Source organism: Pseudonocardia cypriaca (assembly GCF_006717045.1).
Classification (GTDB): domain Bacteria; phylum Actinomycetota; class Actinomycetes; order Mycobacteriales; family Pseudonocardiaceae; genus Pseudonocardia; species Pseudonocardia cypriaca.
Genome location: NZ_VFPH01000003.1, coordinates 258,663 through 277,111 on the forward strand (window position 1 = coordinate 258,663; position 18,449 = coordinate 277,111).

Genomic DNA, 18,449 nt, shown 5'->3' on the forward strand with positions numbered 1-18,449 from the left:
TCACGACCCCTTCGGGGGGACGAGCTCGAGGTACAGGCCCGTCAGCACCAGGTTGATCAGGAACACCAGCACGAACGAGATCACGACGGACTGGTTCACCGCGTCGCCGACGCCCTTGGGCCCCGGCGGCGGGTTGAGGCCCCGGTAGGCCGCCACGACGCCGGCCGTGAAGCCGAACAGGAACGCCTTGAACTCGCTCACGAGGATGTCGGAGACCTGGGCCACCGCGGAGAAGCTCGCGATGTACGCCCCGGGCGTGCCGCCCTGCACGATGACGTTGAAGTAGTAGCCGCCCGCCACGCCGACCACACTGGCCAGCCCGTTGAGCACAACCGCCGTGGTGGCCATCGCGAGCACGCGGGGCACCACGAGGCGCTGGATCGGGGAGATGCCCAGCACCTCCATGGCGGCGATCTCCTCGCGGATCGTGCGCGCGCCCAGGTCTGCGCAGACCGCGCTACCGCCCGCACCCGAGATCAGCAGCGCCGTGACGATCGGGGCCGCCTGCTGCACGATCGCGAGCACGCTGCCCGCTCCGGTCTGGCTCTGCGCGCCGAACTGGCGGGTGAGCTCGGCGAGCAGCAGGGCGATCGTGGCACCGAACGGGATCGTGAACAGTGCCGTCGGCAGCGCGGAGACCTTGGTGACGAACCAGGTCTGCTCGATGAACTCGGCCAGCTGGAAGGGCGGTCGGAAGGTGTTGCGCACCACGGCGATGCCCAGGCCGAAGAGCCGGCCGACCGGGGTGAGGGCACGGGTGATCGGGGCGGGAGCGGTCATCGGCTGCCTCAGGACCGATCCCGGTCGCGGGACGCCGGGTCGTCGTAGCCGGGGTCGAAGCCGCCGATCACCTCGGTCGGCTGGTCCGGGACGTGGTCCCCGGAGGCGTACCGCGGCCGCGGCACGGGCCGCGGGATCGGGCCGGTCGGCGGGTCGGCGGACATGTCGTCCTGCGCGTAGCTGTTGCGAATCGCCTGCTGCGCCGCGGGCGGGAGGGTGTGCAGCATCTGCAGCACCCGCTCGCGCCTGCGCCCGACCGCCCGGCGCTCCCCCACCCCGGTACTCGGCTGCAGCTGCGGCTTGAGCGGGGGCAGGCCCTCCAGCTCACCCGCCTCCGCCATCTCGCGGGCCGCCTGGGCGGTGTCCTTCTCCTCCGACATGCCGATCGGGCCCTCGCGGCGCCCGTTGAGGAACTGCGCGACGACCGGTTCCTCCGAGGTCAGCAGCACCTCGCGCGGCCCGAACATCGCCAGGTGCTTGCGGTAGAGCATCCCGATGTTGTCCGGCACCGTCTGCGCCGTGTTGATGTCGTGGGTGACGATCAGGAACGTGGCGTCGGTCTGCGCGTTCAGGTCGATGATCAGCTGGTTGAGATAGGCGGTGCGCACCGGGTCGAGGCCGGAGTCCGGCTCGTCGAACAGGATGATCTCGGGGTCGAGCACTAGCGCCCTCGCCAGCCCGGCCCGCTTGCGCATGCCGCCGGAGATCTCGCCGGGCAGCTTGTCCTCGTCACCGGTGAGCCCGACCATCGCCATCTTCTCCTCGACGATGTCCCGGATCTCCGACTCGGACTTCTTCGTGTGCTCGCGCAGCGGGAACGCGATGTTGTCGTAGAGGTTCATGGAGCCGAACAGGGCGCCGTCCTGGAACAGCACGCCGAAGAGCTTCCGCAGCTCGTACAGCCGCGACTCGGAGCAGCGCACCAGGTCGGTGTCGTGGATGACGATCGAGCCCCGCTCCGGCTTCAACAGGCCGATCAGCGTCTTCAGGAACACCGACTTGCCCGTGCCCGACGGGCCGAGCAGCACCGACACCTCGCCGGGCGGGAGCGTGAGCGTGACGTCGGACCAGATGTTGGCGCGCCCGAAGGACTTGGACAGCCCTTCGACCTTCACCTCGACACCCGCCACCGACGCCTCCTGAAACCTTTCCGGTGAGCCGTGCCGACGCTGGCGTTGAACTGGGGCGGCGGCGGCCCACAACGGGACAACGACACCCGCCGAGGTGGGTTACTCGCGAGTCAGGGACCGAGCAACAGTTGCTCCGATCGGACCGTAGCAGGGCGTCCAGGCGCAGTACTCGGTAGCTGTCGGTGCTCAGAACGCGCCTGACCGGCAGCGATCTTCACTCCCAGAGATATCCGTTGACACGTATATACGTTTGATGTGATACTTCTGGCGTGGACGTGTTCGAGGCCGTGGCCGAGCCCCATCGGCGGGTACTGCTGGACCTGCTGGTCGAGCGCGAGCGGCCCGCTGGCGAGCTCGTGGCGAGCCTCCCCGCGCTCACCCAGCCCGCCGTGTCCCGGCACCTCCGGATCCTGCGCGAGGTCGGCCTCGTCGAGGTCCGGCCGGACGGGCAGCGCCGGATCTACTCGCTGCGCGCCGACCGGCTGATCGAGATCGACAGCTGGCTCAGCCGGTACCGCAGGTACTGGAGCGACCACCTCGACGCCCTGGAGCAACACCTCGCAGAACGGAGCAGAGATGACTGACCAGCGCTACGGAGACCTCGAGATCGACGGCGACCACGCCACCATCACCTTCCGCCGCCACCTGCCCCACCCCGTCGCCGCGGTCTGGGCCGCGCTCACCGACCCGGCCGAGCGCGCGGCCTGGTTCGGCGAGACCACCATCGACGCCAGGGCAGGCGGGACCATCGAGATGGTCGCCACCGATCCGCCCGCCGCCGTCGAGGCGAAGCGCATGACCGGCCGGATCCTCGTCTGGGACCCACCGCACGTGCTCGAGCACGAGTGGCGCCAGCGCATCGTCGAGGACGGGGTCGTCCGCTACGAGCTCGCCGAGGACGGCACCGGCACGCTGCTCACGTTCACCCACCGCGGCCTGTCCGTGCGCAACGCGCAGGGGTTCATCCCCGGCACCCACGCGTTCCTCGACCGCCTCGAAGCCCACCTCGGCGACGCCCCGCTCCCGAACTGGGGTGAGCGGTACGCCGAAGCGGCCCCGGCCTACCCGAGCTGGGCCTAGCACCGGTGGTCGAGTAGGCCGGCGCATCATCCAGGTCCACTCCCACCAGGCCTGCGGTGGCGGCACGCCTCGCCAGGCCACCTCCCACCAGGCCTGCGGTGGCGGCACGCCCGTCCAGGCAATCCCCCGCCAGGCCTTCGATGGCGTCGCGCACCATCCTGGCAACCCCCCGCCGGGCCTTCGATGGCGCCGCGCATCGTGCGGGCCGCCCCTCACGCCTCAAGGGCGCTGCGCGTCGCTGCCGCGATCGCTACGCGACCCTTGACCCGCGAGCCTCTACGACCCCTGAAGGCCCGCTTCGCGGGCAGGCCCACGGCCAGCCCCTTCGGCGCGCGGCGCCACCGAAGGCGGTCTCACCACCATGATCGAGGATTCCCTCCCACACAGAAACGGGCAAAACGGCCGAGGAAGTCGGTCACACAGCGACTTCGGTGCTCACACACCGACTGCAATCGGTGTGTCAGCGCAGAAGTCGGTGTGCGAGCGCAGGAAGATGCCCGACACCGGCCTCCTGGCGGCGCCGCGCACCAAGAGGGCAGGCCCTTGGGCCTGCCCGCACTGCTTGCCCTCAGGGGCCGCAGAGGCTCGCAGGTCAAGGGTCGCGCAGCGATCGCGCAGCGACGCCGAAGGCGCCCTTGAGCTGTGAGGGGCGGCCCCGCACAATGCGCGGCGCCGCCAGGAGGCCCTCGAAAGGCAGACCTCGAGACAGGAGGCCCTGACAAGGCAGACCTGGAGCCAGGAGACCTCGCCCGCGACGACCCGGCGGCCCGGGGCACACACGCACTCGCTACTCGACCACCGCCACCAGCGACGCGACGCGGGCGGTGCGCTGCCCACGTCGCCAGCACAGCACCCAGCTCACCGGCGGCGAGCCGGGCGCGAACGGCACCATGACCAGGCTCGGGCGGGCGAAGTAGTCGGCGGCGTGCGCGGCGAGCGGACAGACCCCCTCGCCTGCCGCGAGCAGCGCCATGAGCTCCAGGAGGGTGGCGGCGGTGCGGTCGGGCTCCCGCCGGTACGGGGCGGCGCGGCGGCCGGCGCGGAACACGGTCTCGCCGTCGAGATCGGCCGGTGTCACGGTCTCCCGGCCCGCCAGCCGGTGCCCGCGTGCCATCGCGAGCACGACGGGCTCGCGGTAGACCTCGGGGCCCTGCTCGAACCCCTCCTCGTCCACCGGCGCGTTCGTGACGGTGACGTCGACCTCGCCGGCGCGCAGCAGGTCGAGCGGATCGGTGAAACCGGCCTCGCGGAACACGACCTCGACGCCGGGGTGCCGGGCCCGGAACCGGGCGAACACGTCCGCGGCGAGCTCGGCCACCGCGGGTGCCTCCAGTCCGACCGCGAGCGTGCCGGTGACTCCGCGTCCCGCGGCGACCGCCGCCGCGATGCCCTTCTCGATGCGGTCGTGGCCGGCGCGGACCTCGGCGCGGAGCGCGGCGCCGACGGGCGTGAGGGCGACGCGCCGGCTGGTGCGTTCGAAGAGGGCGACCCCGAACCGCCGTTCCAGCTTCGCGATCGTCTGGCTCACCCGGGCCTGCGAGACGAGCAACCGCTCGGCCGTGCGCCCGAAGTGCAGCTCGTCGGCGAGGGTCAGGAAGATCTCGATCTCTCGCCGTTCCATAACCTCCACGTTATCAGTCCATGCCGATCTCGTCGTTGTTCGCGCAGGTCAGCGCGCAGATAGTCGGGGCATGACGAACTTCTTCACCGCCGCCCACCCCGGCTACGACAGCGAGCGCACCGGCTACAACCTCGCCGTCGGCCACAAGCCGGAGGTCGTCGTTCCCGCCACCTCCGTCGACGACGTCGTCGCAGCGGTCCGCTACGCCACCCGACGCGGGCTCGGGGTCGCCGTGCAGGCGACCGGTCACGGCCCGTCGCGCAGCGCCGACGGTGTCGTCCTGGTCAACACCTCCCGGATGGACGGCATCACGATCGACCCGGTCGCCCGCACCGCACGGGTCGAGGCGGGCGTCCGCGGCGGCGCGCTGGTCCGCGCGGCCGCCGAGCACGGCTTGGCTCCCGTCAACGGTTCATCGCCGGAGGTCGGGGTGGTCTCCTACCACCTCGGCGGCGGTATCGGGATGCTCGGGCGCAGCCTGGGCTGGGCCGTCGACCACGTCCGGGCGCTCGAGGTCGTCACGGCCGACGGCGTGCTGCGCCGGGCGACGGCCACCGAGGAGACCGAGCTGTTCTGGGCGCTGCGCGGGGGCGGCAAGGGCACGCTCGGCGTCGTCGTCGCGATCGAGATCGACCTGCACCCGGTCGCGCGGCTGTACGGGGGCGGGATGCACTTCGCCGCCGCCGACGCGGAGCGGGCGCTCACCACCTGGGCGAAGTGGACGCGGACCGCGCCCGAGGCCATGGGCTCGTCGGTCCTGCTGATCCGGATGCCGGACCTGCCCTTCCTGCCCGACGCGCTGCGCGGCCGGTACGTGGTCCACGTCCGGTTCGCGTTCACCGGCAGTGCGGCCGACGGGGAACGACTCGTGCGGCCGTTCCGCGACCTCGGGCCGGTGACCGACACCGTCGCGGAGATGCCGTACTCGGCGGTCGGCTCGATCCACGCCGAGCCGACGACGCCGGTGCCGTTCCACGGCCGCAACACGATGCTCGCGTCCCTCGACGCCGCCGCGGTCGCGGAGCTGCTGCGCCACGCCGGGCCCGGCGCGGACGCGCCGTACCTCGTCGAGCTGCGGCTCATGGGTGGCGCGCTCGCCCGGCCCGGCGCGGTGCCGAGCGCGCTGGCCCGGCGGGACGGCGAGTTCGTGCTGTACGCGGGCGGGGTGGCGGAGCCGGACCGGGCGCCTGCCGTGCACGCGGCGCTGGACCGGCTGTTCACGGCGATGGCGCCGTGGAGCACCGGCGGGGTGTGCGTGAACTTCCTGTCCGGCCCGGACGTGACCGCCGAGCAGCTGGCCACCGGCTACCTGCCGGCGGACGTCGCCCGGCTCGCGGCGGTCAAGCGCGCCGTCGACCCCGGCGACGTGTTCCGCACCCACCACGGGCGCGCCGCGTGACCCGCGTCAGCCGACGGCCTGCAGCTGGGCGGCGTCCTCGGCGTGGAACCGCTCCTCGAGGGCCTCGGGGCTGGCGTCCAGGTCGATCACGCGCAGGTCCGCGCCCCGGGCCGTCTCGATCGCGCCGAGGCGGCGGCCGACCTTGTCCATCGCGTACTCCGCCATCTCGTTCATGTCGACGTCGAACGGCGGCGGGCCGTCCCACCCCTCGAACGTCGCGGTCACCACGCCCATCGCCGGCACCAGCAGCTCCTGCATCCGCTCGTCGACGGCGTCCCACAGGGCGTCGTCGGCCGCGACGTGGCGGCGGCAGGTGAACGTGCCCCACGCCATGTGGCGGCGCTCGTCGTCGCCGATGTGCTTGATGATCTGCTGCATCCCGGGCAGGATCCCGCGGCTCGCGCAGATCTTCTGCCACGAGAAGTAGCCGGTGAGGGCGAGCGTGCCCTCGACGATGTGGTTGTAGGTCACCGAGGCGCGGATCTGGTTGCGCGGAGACGGGTCGTGCGCCAGCGTCTGCAGGCTCTCCGGCAGCTCCTTGGTGAAGATCTGCTGGTAGGGCTCGTTGTCGGCGATGTAGGAGTGCAGGTCCTCGGTGATGCCGACCGCGTCGAACCAGCGGCGGAACGCCTCGGTGTGCTTGGCCTCCTCGTACACGAACTGGGTCAGGTACATCTCGTCGGCGAGCCGGCCCTCGGCGGCCATCGCGGCGAGGAACGGCTGCAGGTCCTGGGTGACCGACTCCTCGCCCGCCATGAACTGCGCGGCGAGCGAGCAGGTCCACCAGCGCTCGTCGTCGGTCATGGCCGCGACGTCGGCGGCGTCCTGGCTCAGGTCGATGTCCGCCGGGTTCCAGTGGCGGCCGTTGCCCTTGGTGAACAGCCGCATCGGGAACGAGTCGAAGTTGATCCCGCCCTTCCGCAGGCTGGTGAAGCCGGTGCGCTGGGAAACCGCTCGGGACATCGTCGTCCTCCTCAGAATCGGATGAGGCCGCGGATGTTGCGGCCCTCGCGCATGTCCTGGTAGCCGGTGTTGATCTCCTCGAGCGCGTACTCGCGCGTGATCAGCTCGGCGAGCTTGAGCTGGCCGAGGTTGTGCATCTCCAGCAGCCGGGGCACGTCGTGCTGGCCGTTGGAGCTGCCGAAGAGCGCGCCGCGCACCTGCTTCTCGTAGAGCGTGAGGTCCAGCAGCGACATCGACACCGTGTCCTCGCCGGGGTGTCCCAGCGCCGTGACGACGACCCGGCCCCGCTTGCCGACGAGCTGCAGCGCGGGCTGCAGCTGCGTGCCCTCCGCGACGCCGGTCGTGAGGATCGCGGCGTCGGCCAGCTGGCCACGGGTGATCGACGAGACGGTGTTCCAGGCCTCGTCCATGCTCGCCGCGACGTGCGTGGCGCCCAGCTCGAGGGCCTTCTCCCGCTTGAACGCCACCGGGTCGACCGCCACGACGTAGCGGCAACCGGCGATCCGCGCGCCCTGCACCGCGTTGGCGCCGATGCCACCGACCCCGATCACGACGGCCGTGTCGCCCGCGCGCAGGTCGGCGGTGCGGACAGCGGAGCCGAAGCCGGTGGTGACCCCGCAGCCGACGAGCGCGGCCAGGTGCAGCGGGAACCCCTCGTCGATCTTCACGACCGACTTGACCGGCACCACCGTGTGCTTGGCGAACGTGCCGAGCAGGCACATCTGCCCGACGTCCTCGCCTCGGGCGTGGAAGCGGTACGTGCCGTCCAGCTGCGGGCCGAGCGTCGCGCCCGCGCCGTCGTCGCAGAGGGCCGTGTACCCGCGCACGCAGTAGCTGCAGCGCCCGCAGCTGGGCAGGAACGTCATGACGACCGGGTCGCCGACCTCGACCTCGGTGACGCCCGGCCCGACCTCGGCGATCCGGCCGGCGCCCTCGTGGCCGCCGACCATCGGGTACGCGACCGGCAGGTCACCGGTGACCAGGTGCTCGTCGGAGTGGCACAGGCCGCTCGCGGCGAGCTCCACGAGCACCTCGCCCGCGCGCGGGCCGTCGAGGTCGACCTCGTCGACCTCCCACTTGCCGCCGAGTTCCCAGAGCACCGCTGCCGTGGTCTTCATGGGACGAGCATGACCGCGATCACGTCCGCGCACAGGGGCCCACGGGTTCCTGCACTGGCCCGCGGGTGCCAGAGCACCCGTCCGAGCGTCGCGAGCCGGCGGACGGCTGCATGAGCCGACCCGATCGAGCGGCATCCCGGCGTGCGTTCCGTGCCGATGCGCCATGGCGTGCAACCCTCCCGGCCATCCCGCGGCAACCCCTCGACCGACGGGCACCTTCCCGCGACAGCACGGCGACGAAAGGAAGACGGTGGGGAACCTGGTCGGTCCTGCGCTCTCGGCCGCCGGCGGACGGGTGGATCTCGTCGTGTCCGCGATCCGGGACGACAACCCGGCCGCCCCCGTCCAGGTGGTCGACTGCGGCAGCCACGTGTACGTGCTGGCCCCGCGCTGCCTGCTCGCCACCGAACGGAGCCTGCGCTGGCACCTGGGCCCGCGGTTCGGGCTGTGCGCGTTGGAGGCGATCGTCGTCTCGTCGGTCGGCCTCATGCGCCGCACCGCCGAGGCGATCACCTGGGCGCCGGACCCCGCGATCCCGGGCGGCTGGACCGATCCAGGCGAGGTGGTCGGCGACCCGACCGGCACGACCTCCACGTCGTTGCGTAGCGCATCCGTATGATGACGCTGCGCTATAGCGCCTAGCGTTCACGCCGGGCACAGGCGATGGCCGACCCGGGACGGCCTGTCGGGCCAACCCACCACGACCGGGTCGGCCACAGGTCGGTGACCTGCTACGCGCAGCGAGCATCGGCCCGGCGACCGGAGGAGAGGGACCCCGATGTCCACCGACCCTGCCGAGGACCGCCGTGGCCGGCCCCGCAGCACGCACGCGCACGCGGCCATCCTGGACGCCACCCTCCACCTGCTCACCGAGGTCGGGTACACGCGGCTCACGGTCGAGGGGATCGCCGCCCGGGCCGGCGTCTCGAAGACGACCATCTACCGCTGGTGGCCCACGAAGAGCGCGCTGACCGTGGAGGCCATCCGCTCCGGGTCGACGCCTGCCCCCGTGGAGCCCACCGGCGACCTGCGCACGGACGTCCGCGCCGCGGTCCAGGCGGTCGTCGACTGCTACGCCCGGTCCGCGGTCGGCGCGGCGCTCCCCGGAGTGGTGGCCGACCTCGTCCAGGACGGGACGGCCGGGGAACTGCTCGACGCACTCCTGCACCCGCACCGCGATGCGCTGCAGCGGATCGTGCGCGACGCGGCGGACCGCGGCGAGATCGGCCACGACGTGGACACCGAGCTGCTCCACGAGGTGGTCGCCGGCGCGCTCTTCTACCGGGTGCTGCTCGGCAGGCGGATGAGCGGCGACGTCGCCGAGGAGCTCGTCGGGCTACTCCTCGACGGGCTGCCGGGCCGCCGCGGGGTGCCGCGCTGACCGCTAGTGCCCCGCCCCGGAAGGTTGGCGCGTAAATCGGTGGATCCAGGCGTTCGCTGGCAAGGCGCCGCACGAGCCTCGTACCGGGCGTACTCGGCTCGTGCGGCAACGCGGCCAGCGGGCGTCTGGGCCGCTGAGTTACGTGGTGAACCTTTCGGGGCGGGGCACTAGCTAACGCGCGCTCACCGGCCCCGTTCCGGGGGGCGGTGCGGCCGATGCCGCGACGGGGCACGCGCACCGCTCGTGGAACTCGTAGCCGCGCGCGTCGGCGCCGCCGGGCAACTCGACATCGGTGATCGTGTCGGGACCGGCGGCCACCCCACCGGCCGTGCCGGGCCGGGCGGCGCCGCCGATGTACCCGGGTGGAGGCGTCTCGGTGACGGTGTAGGTACCGGCGAGGAGCCGGTCGACGAGGTAGCCGCCGTCCGGGTCGGTCGTCACCCGTCTCTCGACGGCCGCGCCGGTGACGTCCGTCCCGGTGATGGTGACGACGACGTCCGCGATCGCGGGCTCGTTGCCGCCGCGCGTCCCGTCGCCGTTCAGGTCGGAGAACACGCTGCCGCCGATCGAGGCGAACGTGGTCGTGAACCGGTACCCGTCGGCGTCCTGGCCCGGAGCGAGGACGATCCCGGAGATGCTGTTCGGCCCCGAGGTCGCGCCGCCCGCGGCGCCCGGCTCGTCCGGGCCGTCACCGTGTCCGGGCGGCTGCTCCGCCGTGAGCGTGTAGCGGCCTGCCGGCAGGTCCGACACCACGAAGCTGCCGTCCAAGGTGGTCGTCGCGCTGCCCTCGACCGCCCGTCCCCGCACGGACGAGCCGGAGGCGGTCACCGTCAGCCCCGGCACGCCCGCGCCGGCCTCGTCGACGACGCGCCCGCTCAGCGTCGCGCCGTGGACGGCGGCGTCCGGCCCCCGGACGGACTCGCCTGCCGGCACGGTCACCTCACCGCCCTGGTCCGGCGCCCCGGCGAACTCGTCCGTCCCGACCTCGGTGATCCGGTACTCCCCTGCGAGCAGGCGATCCACCCGGTAGGTCCCGCTCGCGTCGGTCATGACCGTGCGGTCGACATCGGCGCCCGTGACGTCGGTGCCGGTCAGCTGCACGGTGGCGGCCTCGACCCCGGCCTCGCCGGGGTCCTTCACGCCGTCGCGGTCCCGGTCGAGGTAGACGCTGCCGGCGATGCTCGCCAGGGTCCGTACGAACCGGTAGCCCGTGGCCCGCTCGCCCGGGCCGAGGTCGACGCCGGAGATCGTGTTGGCGTCGACGGGTTCCCCGCCGGCCGTGCCCGGCGTGGCGGGCCCCCCGCCGTGACCCGGGGGCCGATCGGCGGACACGGTGTAGCTGCCGGCGGGTAGCCCGATCACCGTCCACGTGCCGTCCGGGCCCGTCGAGGTCGCGTGGTGGACGGGTGATCCCGCGACGTCGGTGCCGGTCACCGTCACGGCGAGCCCGGGAAGCCCGCCACCGTCCTGGTCCGCGACCAGACCGGTGAGCTCCGCTCCGCTCTCACCGAAGTCGTAGCCCGTCGCGACGGATCCGCCGGTGAGCGTGATGCCCTCGATGGTGTCGGCGGCGGTCGGCGTGCCACCCGCCGAACCGGGGCTGTCGACACCGTCGCCGTAGCCGGCGGGCTGCGCCTGCGCGATCGAGTAATCGCCGGCGAGGAGCCCGTCGAGGCGGTAGGCACCGTCCGGTCCGGTCGACGTCTCCCGGTCGACCGGGCGACCGACGACGTCCGTGCCCGACAGCGTCATCACCACGCCCGCGAGCCCGGGCTCCGCCGGGTCGCGGGACCCGTCGCCGTCGACGTCGACGAACACGTTGCCCGTGATCGCGGCCCTGGCAACCGTGAAGACGTAGCCGTCGGCCTGCTCCCCTCCGTCGAGCCTGATGCCGCTGATGGAGTTCGGCCCGCTGGGCGTACCGCCTGCGGAGCCGGGGGTGGCCGGGCCGTCGCCGAAGCCGGGCGGCAGCGGGACCTGCACGGTGTAGGTGCCGGCCGGGAGGTCGGGCACCGCCCAGCTGCCGTCCGCCGCGGTGCTGGTCGCACGCTCGACCGCCGTGCCACCAGGGGTGCGGCCGCTCACCGTGACCGGTACGTCCGCGACCCCGCCACCCGCGTCGTCGAGGACGGCCCCGGCCAGACCGGCCGGACGTGCTGCGGCGAAGTCGTAACCGGTGCCCGTGGTGTCGCGACCGAGGGGGATACCGGTGATCGCCGTCGGGCCGGCAGGCGAGCCACCGGAGGTACCCGGGACGGCCGTGACGCCCAGGAAACCGGATGGCTGCTCCGTGGTGAGGTCGTACTCGCCGGAACGGAGACGGGGGAACAGGTAGGCCCCGTCCCCCGCCGTCGTGGTGGTCAGGCTGACGGGGTTGCCGGCCTCGTCGGTACCGGTGAGCGTCACCTGGAGATCGGCGATCCCCGGCTCCGTCCCGGCGCGCGCGCCGTCGCCGTCGGCGTCGTCGAACACCGAACCTCCCAGCCCGGAGCTCGGCAGTTCCGCGAACGAGTTGCCGTCACTGGTGCCGCCGGCAGCCACCTCGACGAGGAAGGCGTCGTTGCCGTCGACGGTCGAGCCCGAGCCGGGGACGTCGGGGCCGTCGTCGAACCCCGGCGGCTGCGGGGCGACGACCCGGTAGGTACCTGCGGGCACGTTGAACGCGTACCGCCCGTCCGGCCCGGTGCTGGTCCTCTCATCGATCGGGCAACCGCACGCGCTGGTCCCGGTGAGCACGACCGGCGCACCGCCGATGGGGGTGTCCCCCTCTGCCGGGTCCAGCGCGCCGTCGCCGCCGCGGTCGGCGAGCACCATCCCGCCGACCAGCGCCTCCCCACCCGGATCCGTCGCTGTCGCGGGTGTGCAGGGCGAGGACGCACCCCTGGTCATGACGTCGGTGGTCGCGTCGCCGGGCGCCGCTCCGCCCAGGACCAGCAGCATTACGCCCAACACGCAGGGACCGACAACCGCAGGCCTCAGCAGGCCGACCGATGGCACGAAGATGTCCCCTCAGGCGGAGCATGGTCAATTTGCAAAACGGTACGTCGCGTTTGGTAATGGCGAACGCCCGGAACACCATCGGGCGAGCCCCCGCCCGGGTGGAACCGCGCCGGCGGAGCGGGCCGTCAGGAAGCGGGCAGGCCGAGCTCGAGGTGCGCGACGAGGCCGCCGCCCTCGCGCGCGACGAGGCGCAGCTCGCCGTCCATCGCCGCCACCAGCGCCTCGACGATCCACAGGCCCAGTCCCGCGGTGCCGCGCCGCTCGCCGAGTGCCACGCCCTTCGCCGTCACGAGGCCCTCCTGGCCCGGCGGCAGCCCGGGGCCGCGATCGCGCACCTCCACGACCAGCCGCCCGTCGGCGTGCCGCAGGTCCAGCTCGACAGGGGCGTCGCCGCCCATCCGGGCGGCGTTCTCGACGAGGTTGGTGAGCACCCGCCGCAGCCGCTGCGGGTCGCACCGCACAGCGGCGTCCGGCGGCTCGACGTGCGCCACCCGCCGTTCCGGGGGGACGCCCGCCGCGTCGAGGACGGCGACCGCCAGGTCGCCGAGCCGCACCGTGCGCTCGCGAACCCGCCCGAGCGGGCTCCCCTCCTGCACCGCGACGTCGGCGAGGCCGTCGAGCATGTCGCGCAGGTGCCGGGCGTGCTCGGCGAGCAGGCGGGTGGCCGTCTCCCGGGCGGCGCCGGAGAGCCGGTCGGCGGCGAGGTCCGCCGACAGGGCGGTGAGCGACGCCACCGGCGTTCGGAACTCGTGCAGCACGACGCGCACACCGTCCAGCCGCGCCTGCTGGGCGGCGAGCAGCCGGGCCCGCAGGTCGCGCTCCTCCAGGAACGCCTCGTGCTCGGCGCGCGCCTGTGCCCGCGACTCAGCGGCGTCCTCGTACTGGCGTTCCAGCATCCGCAGCAGCACCCCGACGAGCACGGCGGCCGCGACGAGGTAGCCGGTCCACCACGCGCCGGCCAGCGACCGGTCGACGACCGGCACCTGCGGGTCGGAGCCCACCAGGGCGGCGACCGTGAACCCCGCACCGAGCCCGAGCGCCCCGAGCCGCCCCAGCACCACGCCGCCGCGCACCGCTCCGGCGATCACGACGAGCGGCAGGATCGCGACCAGCACGCTTTCCGCGCCACCGGTGAGGCCGCAGGCCACGAGGGCGAGCACCGCGTCGATCGAGGTCGCGAGCCGCGGCGGGACCAGCCGCCGCCCACGCCACTCCGCCACGGCGAGCACCAGCGCGTACCCGAGCGTGGCGAGCACGAGCGCCCCGAGCAGCGGGGCGCGGCCGCGTGCGAGCCCGGGCGCAACGACGAGCGCCAGCCCGACCGAGCAGACGACCAGCAGCCGGATGACGACGGCGGTGCGCTCCTCGAGGGACCGCAGCGCCACGTCCCGACCGTCGGCGTCCATCGCGCCAGCATCTCCCACCCGGTCGGCGAGTCCGGCGTCCGGACACGGCGATTCGCCCGGTCGGAACGCGAGCCGCGGGCGGCGCGGCCACTACCGTCCTCTCGTGCGCGAGGGCCGGTACGTGGTGATCATCGTGGACGACCATGCCCTGTTCTCGCAGGGCCTCGCACTGCTGCTCGAGTCACGCGCAGGCAGCACCTTCGTCGTGGCGGGATCGACGACGGCGGGCGAGCAGGCCGTCGCGCTGGTCGGGCGCGAGGCCGCGGACATCGCGATCGTCGACCTCGCGCTCCCACCGCTCGGTGGGGTGGAGACGATCCGGCGGATCGCCGCGGCGTATCCGCGCACCCGGATCCTCGCCCTCTCCGGCACCGAGGACCTCGGCCTGGCCACCGCCGCGCTGCGCGCCGGGGCCGCCGGTTTCCTCGCCAAGTCGGCCGATCCCGAGGTGCTGGTCGCGCCGCTGCTGACGATCGCGGCGGGCGTCCGGGTCGTGCCGGCCGACCTGCTCGACGCGCTGCTCGCCGCGGCCGACCGAGCGGGCCGGGGGATCGTGGAGCGTCTGGAGGAGCGGGAGCTGCAGCTGTGGGCGTTGCTCGCGCGCGGCATGGAGACCAGCGAGATCGCCAAGGTGATGCTCGTGAGCGAGCGGACGGCCAAGCGGTTGATCGCGAGCCTGCTGCACAGGCTGGGCGCGGCCAACCGGATCGAGGCCGCCGCCCTCGCCGGCCGCTACGGCCTGCTCGACGACGCTCCGCGCCTCCCCCGCTGAGCCTCGACCCCGTTCCGACGAACGGCTCGTTCGTCGGATAGGTACCGACGAAGGCGCCGTTCGTCGGAACGGGGGTTGGCCCGCACGGGCCGTGCGTGGCCCGGTCGTGGGCTCGCCTCTTCGGCCGAGGCTCGGCAAGACTCCTCACGGCGGCGACGTAGGAGGAGGCGGCGGTGGCGGCTTTTCGCGAGGAGGCGGAGGTCTACGAGTACCTCGGCGGCGTCTTCCGGCGCGGGATGCAGGACCCGGTGCTGGTGGAGAAGCTGCGGCCAACCGGGATCGTCCTGCGGATCACCTACACCGACCCGGACGCCGTGCTCACCGTGGACATGCCGAACACGCAGATCCACGAGGGCGCCGGCGTCGGACCGGAGCCGAACGTCGAGCTGTTCATGACCGCCGACACCGGGAACCGGTTCTGGCTCGGCAAGGTGATCCTCCCGGTCGCGCTCGCGAAGGGGCAGGTCCGGGCCAAGGGGCCGGTCGCGAAGCTGCTCACCGTGCTGCCGATGGCGAAGGGCTTGTTCGGCCCCTACCGGGAGCAGCTGGAGTCGGCCGGACGAACGGATCTGCTGAGTGCGTAGGGCCGACCGGGTGAACGGCTGGTTACGCCGACCGGCTGATGCCGATACTCCACTGTGGATACGGTGTGGCTGGACGTCAGCATGTGGACCGGACTTCGCGGCAACTTCCACCCGTTCATGGACATCGCCTGCGAGGTGCCGGACCCACCTCCCGCCGATCCCGGCGAGTGGCAGCAGTGGGCCAGCTCCTCCCTCGGCGCGGTCGCCCAGCAGGAGGGCTGGCAGGCCGGTCGCTACGCCTACCGCGTGGAGCGCCGCGACGACGGTGGCCACGCGGTCGAGGTCCTGACGCGGGGCCAGTGGGAGTGGAAACCGGCCGTCACCGCGAGCTGACCGGCACGGGCACTAGGATTGGCCTGCCCCGACAATGCCAATCCTGCGGAGTGGATCGCGTGGACCGTACCGACATCGAACGCCGGATCGGTGCCCGCAGCTTCGCCCGGATGCTCGGCGACTGGCGACCACCGGACGGGAAGGGCCTGGCCGACGCGCTGGCCGACCGGATCCGGCTGCTGGTCCTCGACGGCAGGCTGCCGCTGCAGACCCGGCTGCCCGCCGAGCGGGAGCTCGCGGCGGCGATCGGGGTCAGCCGCACCACGGTGGCCACCTCCTACGAGACCCTGCGCGGCGGGGGCGTGCTCCGCAGCAGGCGCGGTGCCGGCAGCTGGACGCAGCTGCCCGCAGGTCCGCCGGACGACGCGGGTCCCTCGCCGTTCTCCCCACTGGGCGACAACGCGCTGTACGACCTCGCGCACGCCGCACTCCCCGCGCCGTGCGCCGAGCTGCGCGCCGCGGCCGCCGCCGCGGTCCGGGACCTCGACGCCCTGCTGGCCGGCCACGGCTACGACCTCAGCGGCCAGCCCGCGCTGCGCGCCGCGATCGCCGACCGGTACACCGCGCGCGGGCTCCCCACCACGCCCGACCAGGTGCTGGTCACGGCCGGCGGGGTGCACGGGATCCACCTCGCCCTCATGGTGCTGGCCGGGCCGGGCGACCGCGTTCTCGTCGAGCACCCGACCTACCCCAACGCTCTCGGCGCCGTGACCACGCGTGGTGCGCGCCCCGTCCCGGTACCGATGGCCCCCGACGGCGACGGCGGCAGCCGGTGGGACCTCGACCTGCTCACCTCGGCGGTGCGCGACGCCGCGCCGCGGCTCGCCTACGTCATCCCGGACTTCCAGAACCCCACCGGGGCACTGCTCGACGAGGCCGACCGGGCCCGGCTCGTGGAGCTGGCCCGGCGGACGGGCACCACCCTCCTGGTCGACGAGACCCTCGCCGAGCTCGCGCTGGACGGCCGGACCGTGGCGCCGGTCGCCGCGCACGGCGCCGCGGACTCACCGCTCGTGCTGAGCATCGGGTCGGCGAGCAAGACGTTCTGGGGCGGGCTGCGGATCGGCTGGATCCGCACGTCCGCTGCGATGGTGCGCAGGCTCGCCGCCGCCCGAGCGGGCGTGGACCTCGGCGGGCCGGTGCTGGAGCAGCTCACCGTCGCCCGGCTGCTCGCCGAACACGGCCCCGTCGTCGCGAACAGGCGCCGCGAGCTGGTCGGGGCGCGCGATCACCTGCTCGGCCGCATCGCGCGCACCTTCCCGGGCTGGCGACCGTCGCGGCCCGACGGCGGGCTGAGCCTGTGGGTGGATCTCGGCCGGGCCGAGTCGAGCCGCCTGACGAGCGCCGCGCGGCGGCACGACGTCCTGCTCGCGGCCGGCCCCCGGTTCGGCCTGGACGGGGCGTTCGAGCGGTACCTGCGGCTGCCGTACACGCTGCGGCAGGACCGGATGGACGAGGCCCTCGATCGGCTCGCCGCGGCGTGGGCCGACCTCGACCGCCCGGGCCCCGCCGTCGAGAGCGAGCCGATCGCGGTGGCGTGATCACACCTGCGAATAGGGTGGCCTCGGCCTCGAGCGAGGGGGCCGGCGCCGTCCCGCGGGGAGGGCGCGCAGGGAGCGAGGAACGAGCGACCGAGCACCGGCGGAGCGGGACCCCGCGAGCCGACGGAGCGGAGCGGAGGCACGTGAACACAGGGCCGTTGGCCGGGCTGAAGGTCGTGGAGCTCGCCGGCATCGGGCCGGGGCCGCACGCCGCAATGGTGCTGGCCGATCTCGGCGCCGAGGTCGTGCGGGTCGACCGACCGTCGGGCGGCCTCCGGATCGGCGACCCGGACGCACCGGACCCGACGCTGCGCGGCAGGCGCCGGGTGGCCGCCGACCTGAAGGACCCGGCGGGCCGGGAGACGGTGCTGCGCCTCGTCGAGCACGCGGACGTCCTGCTCGAGGGCTACCGGCCGGGCGTCACCGAGCGGCTGGGCGTCGGCCCCGCCGACTGCCACGCGCGCAACCCGCGCCTCGTATACGGCCGGATGACCGGCTGGGGGCAGGACGGGCCGCTCGCCGCCCGCGCGGGCCACGACATCAACTACATCTCCCTCACCGGTGCCCTGCACGCGATCGGCCGGGCCGGGGAGCGGCCCGTTCCGCCGCTGAACCTCGTCGGTGACTTCGGCGGCGGCTCGATGCTGCTCGTCGTCGGCGTGCTGGCCGCGCTCTGGGAGGCGCAGCGCTCCGGGCAGGGGCAGGTGGTGGACGCCGCGATGGTGGACGGCTCCTCGCTCCTCGTCCAGATCGTGTGGGGCCTGCGCGGGCAGGGTTTGTGGGGCGACGCGCGCGAGTCGAACCTCCTCGACGGCCACGCGCCGTTCTACGACACGTACACCTGCGCGGACGGCAGGCACGTGGCCGTCGGGGCGATCGAGGGGCAGTTCTACGCCGCGCTGCTGGCCGGGCTCGGGCTCGACGGCGAGGAGCTGCCCGACCAGCACGACCCCTCCGGCTGGCCGAAGCTGCGGGCCCGCTTCACCGAGGTCTTCGCCACGCGCAGCCGGGACGAGTGGGCCGAGGTGTTCGCCGGCACCGACGCGTGCGTCACGCCGGTGCTGTCCTTCGCCGAGGTGCCGGCACACCCGCACCTGGCCGCGCGCGGCACGATCGTCGAACGCGACGGGGTGGCGCAGGCAGCCCCCGCCCCGAGGTTCTCGCGCACCCCGACCACGGTGCCCGACGCCCCGGGCGCTCCGGAGCCGGTCGAGCAGGTGCTGGCCGACTGGTCCCGCTGACCCCGACTCGCGCACGCCAACTTCGCGACTCGCGTGCACCCAGAGCGCGACTCGCGGGGATGCGACGAAGCCCCCGGCGCGGGAGGCGCCGGGGGCTTCG

17 protein-coding genes are annotated in these 18,449 nt (G+C 73.7%); 10 read left to right on the forward strand and 7 right to left on the reverse strand.

Features of this window, described 5'->3' with window-relative positions:
* Entirely contained in the window at positions 1-780 is a 780-nt protein-coding gene (locus FB388_RS33150) for an MlaE family ABC transporter permease (protein WP_142106647.1), read from the reverse strand.
* A gap of 8 nt (positions 781-788) precedes the next feature.
* A complete protein-coding gene (locus FB388_RS33155; protein WP_281290515.1) occupies positions 789-1,910 on the reverse strand; it encodes an ABC transporter ATP-binding protein in 1,122 nt (373 codons plus the stop codon).
* A gap of 269 nt (positions 1,911-2,179) precedes the next feature.
* Between FB388_RS33155 and FB388_RS33160 the strand changes: the two genes are divergently transcribed.
* Positions 2,180-2,494 (forward strand): ArsR/SmtB family transcription factor, encoded by a 315-nt coding sequence (locus FB388_RS33160; RefSeq protein WP_142106648.1) that lies wholly within the window; start codon positions 2,180-2,182, stop codon positions 2,492-2,494.
* Positions 2,487-2,990, forward strand: coding sequence for an SRPBCC family protein (locus tag FB388_RS33165; RefSeq protein ID WP_142106649.1), 504 nt, complete (start codon positions 2,487-2,489; stop codon positions 2,988-2,990). The genes FB388_RS33160 and FB388_RS33165 overlap by 8 nt, the downstream gene beginning before the upstream one ends.
* Positions 2,991-3,777: 787 nt before the next feature.
* Here FB388_RS33165 and FB388_RS33170 read toward each other — a convergent pair.
* A complete protein-coding gene (locus FB388_RS33170; RefSeq protein ID WP_142106650.1) occupies positions 3,778-4,611 on the reverse strand; it encodes a LysR family transcriptional regulator in 834 nt (277 codons plus the stop codon).
* A gap of 70 nt (positions 4,612-4,681) precedes the next feature.
* Here FB388_RS33170 and FB388_RS33175 point away from each other — a divergent pair, with 70 nt between their 5' ends.
* Complete coding sequence (locus tag FB388_RS33175) at positions 4,682-6,010, forward strand: FAD-binding oxidoreductase (protein WP_142106651.1); 1,329 nt, start codon at positions 4,682-4,684, stop codon at positions 6,008-6,010.
* 6 nt (positions 6,011-6,016) lie between these two features.
* Here FB388_RS33175 and FB388_RS33180 read toward each other — a convergent pair whose 3' ends face one another.
* Together FB388_RS33180 and FB388_RS33185 are read right to left on the reverse strand one after the other, a co-directional pair.
* The gene (locus tag FB388_RS33180) at positions 6,017-6,973 is read right to left on the reverse strand and encodes a R2-like ligand-binding oxidase (RefSeq protein WP_142106652.1); all 957 of its coding nucleotides are present in this window, start codon (positions 6,971-6,973) and stop codon (positions 6,017-6,019) included.
* Positions 6,974-6,984: 11 nt separating this feature from the next.
* Positions 6,985-8,091, reverse strand: coding sequence for an NDMA-dependent alcohol dehydrogenase (locus tag FB388_RS33185; protein ID WP_142106653.1), 1,107 nt, complete (start codon positions 8,089-8,091; stop codon positions 6,985-6,987).
* Between the two features lie 250 nt (positions 8,092-8,341).
* Between FB388_RS33185 and FB388_RS33190 the strand changes: the two genes are divergently transcribed.
* Together FB388_RS33190 and FB388_RS33195 are read left to right on the forward strand one after the other, a co-directional pair.
* Entirely contained in the window at positions 8,342-8,710 is a 369-nt protein-coding gene (locus FB388_RS33190; protein WP_170225959.1) for an MmoB/DmpM family protein, read from the forward strand.
* A gap of 159 nt (positions 8,711-8,869) precedes the next feature.
* Positions 8,870-9,472: a TetR/AcrR family transcriptional regulator gene (locus FB388_RS33195; RefSeq protein ID WP_142106655.1), complete on the forward strand. Its 603-nt coding sequence runs from the start codon at positions 8,870-8,872 to the stop codon at positions 9,470-9,472.
* A gap of 171 nt (positions 9,473-9,643) precedes the next feature.
* Here the strand turns inward: FB388_RS33195 and FB388_RS33200 are convergent, their stop codons facing one another.
* Both FB388_RS33200 and FB388_RS33205 read right to left on the reverse strand, forming a co-directional pair.
* Positions 9,644-12,412, reverse strand: coding sequence for an SdrD B-like domain-containing protein (locus tag FB388_RS33200; RefSeq protein ID WP_170225960.1), 2,769 nt, complete (start codon positions 12,410-12,412; stop codon positions 9,644-9,646).
* 185 nt (positions 12,413-12,597) lie between these two features.
* A complete protein-coding gene (locus FB388_RS33205; RefSeq protein WP_142106657.1) occupies positions 12,598-13,878 on the reverse strand; it encodes a sensor histidine kinase in 1,281 nt (426 codons plus the stop codon).
* 103 nt (positions 13,879-13,981) lie between these two features.
* Here FB388_RS33205 and FB388_RS33210 point away from each other — a divergent pair, with 103 nt between their 5' ends.
* From FB388_RS33210 to FB388_RS33230, 5 genes are all read left to right on the forward strand, one after another.
* Entirely contained in the window at positions 13,982-14,650 is a 669-nt protein-coding gene (locus FB388_RS33210) for a response regulator transcription factor (protein ID WP_142106658.1), read from the forward strand.
* 173 nt (positions 14,651-14,823) lie between these two features.
* Complete coding sequence (locus FB388_RS33215) at positions 14,824-15,234, forward strand: sterol carrier protein (RefSeq protein WP_142106659.1); 411 nt, start codon at positions 14,824-14,826, stop codon at positions 15,232-15,234.
* A 63-nt stretch (positions 15,235-15,297) separates the two neighbouring features.
* Positions 15,298-15,567, forward strand: coding sequence for a hypothetical protein (locus FB388_RS33220; protein ID WP_142106660.1), 270 nt, complete (start codon positions 15,298-15,300; stop codon positions 15,565-15,567).
* A 59-nt stretch (positions 15,568-15,626) separates the two neighbouring features.
* The gene (yczR, locus tag FB388_RS33225) at positions 15,627-17,108 is read left to right on the forward strand and encodes a MocR-like transcription factor YczR (RefSeq protein ID WP_246122665.1); all 1,482 of its coding nucleotides are present in this window, start codon (positions 15,627-15,629) and stop codon (positions 17,106-17,108) included.
* A 143-nt stretch (positions 17,109-17,251) separates the two neighbouring features.
* Entirely contained in the window at positions 17,252-18,349 is a 1,098-nt protein-coding gene (locus FB388_RS33230) for a CaiB/BaiF CoA transferase family protein (protein ID WP_142106661.1), read from the forward strand.
* Positions 18,350-18,449: the final 100 nt, after the last annotated feature.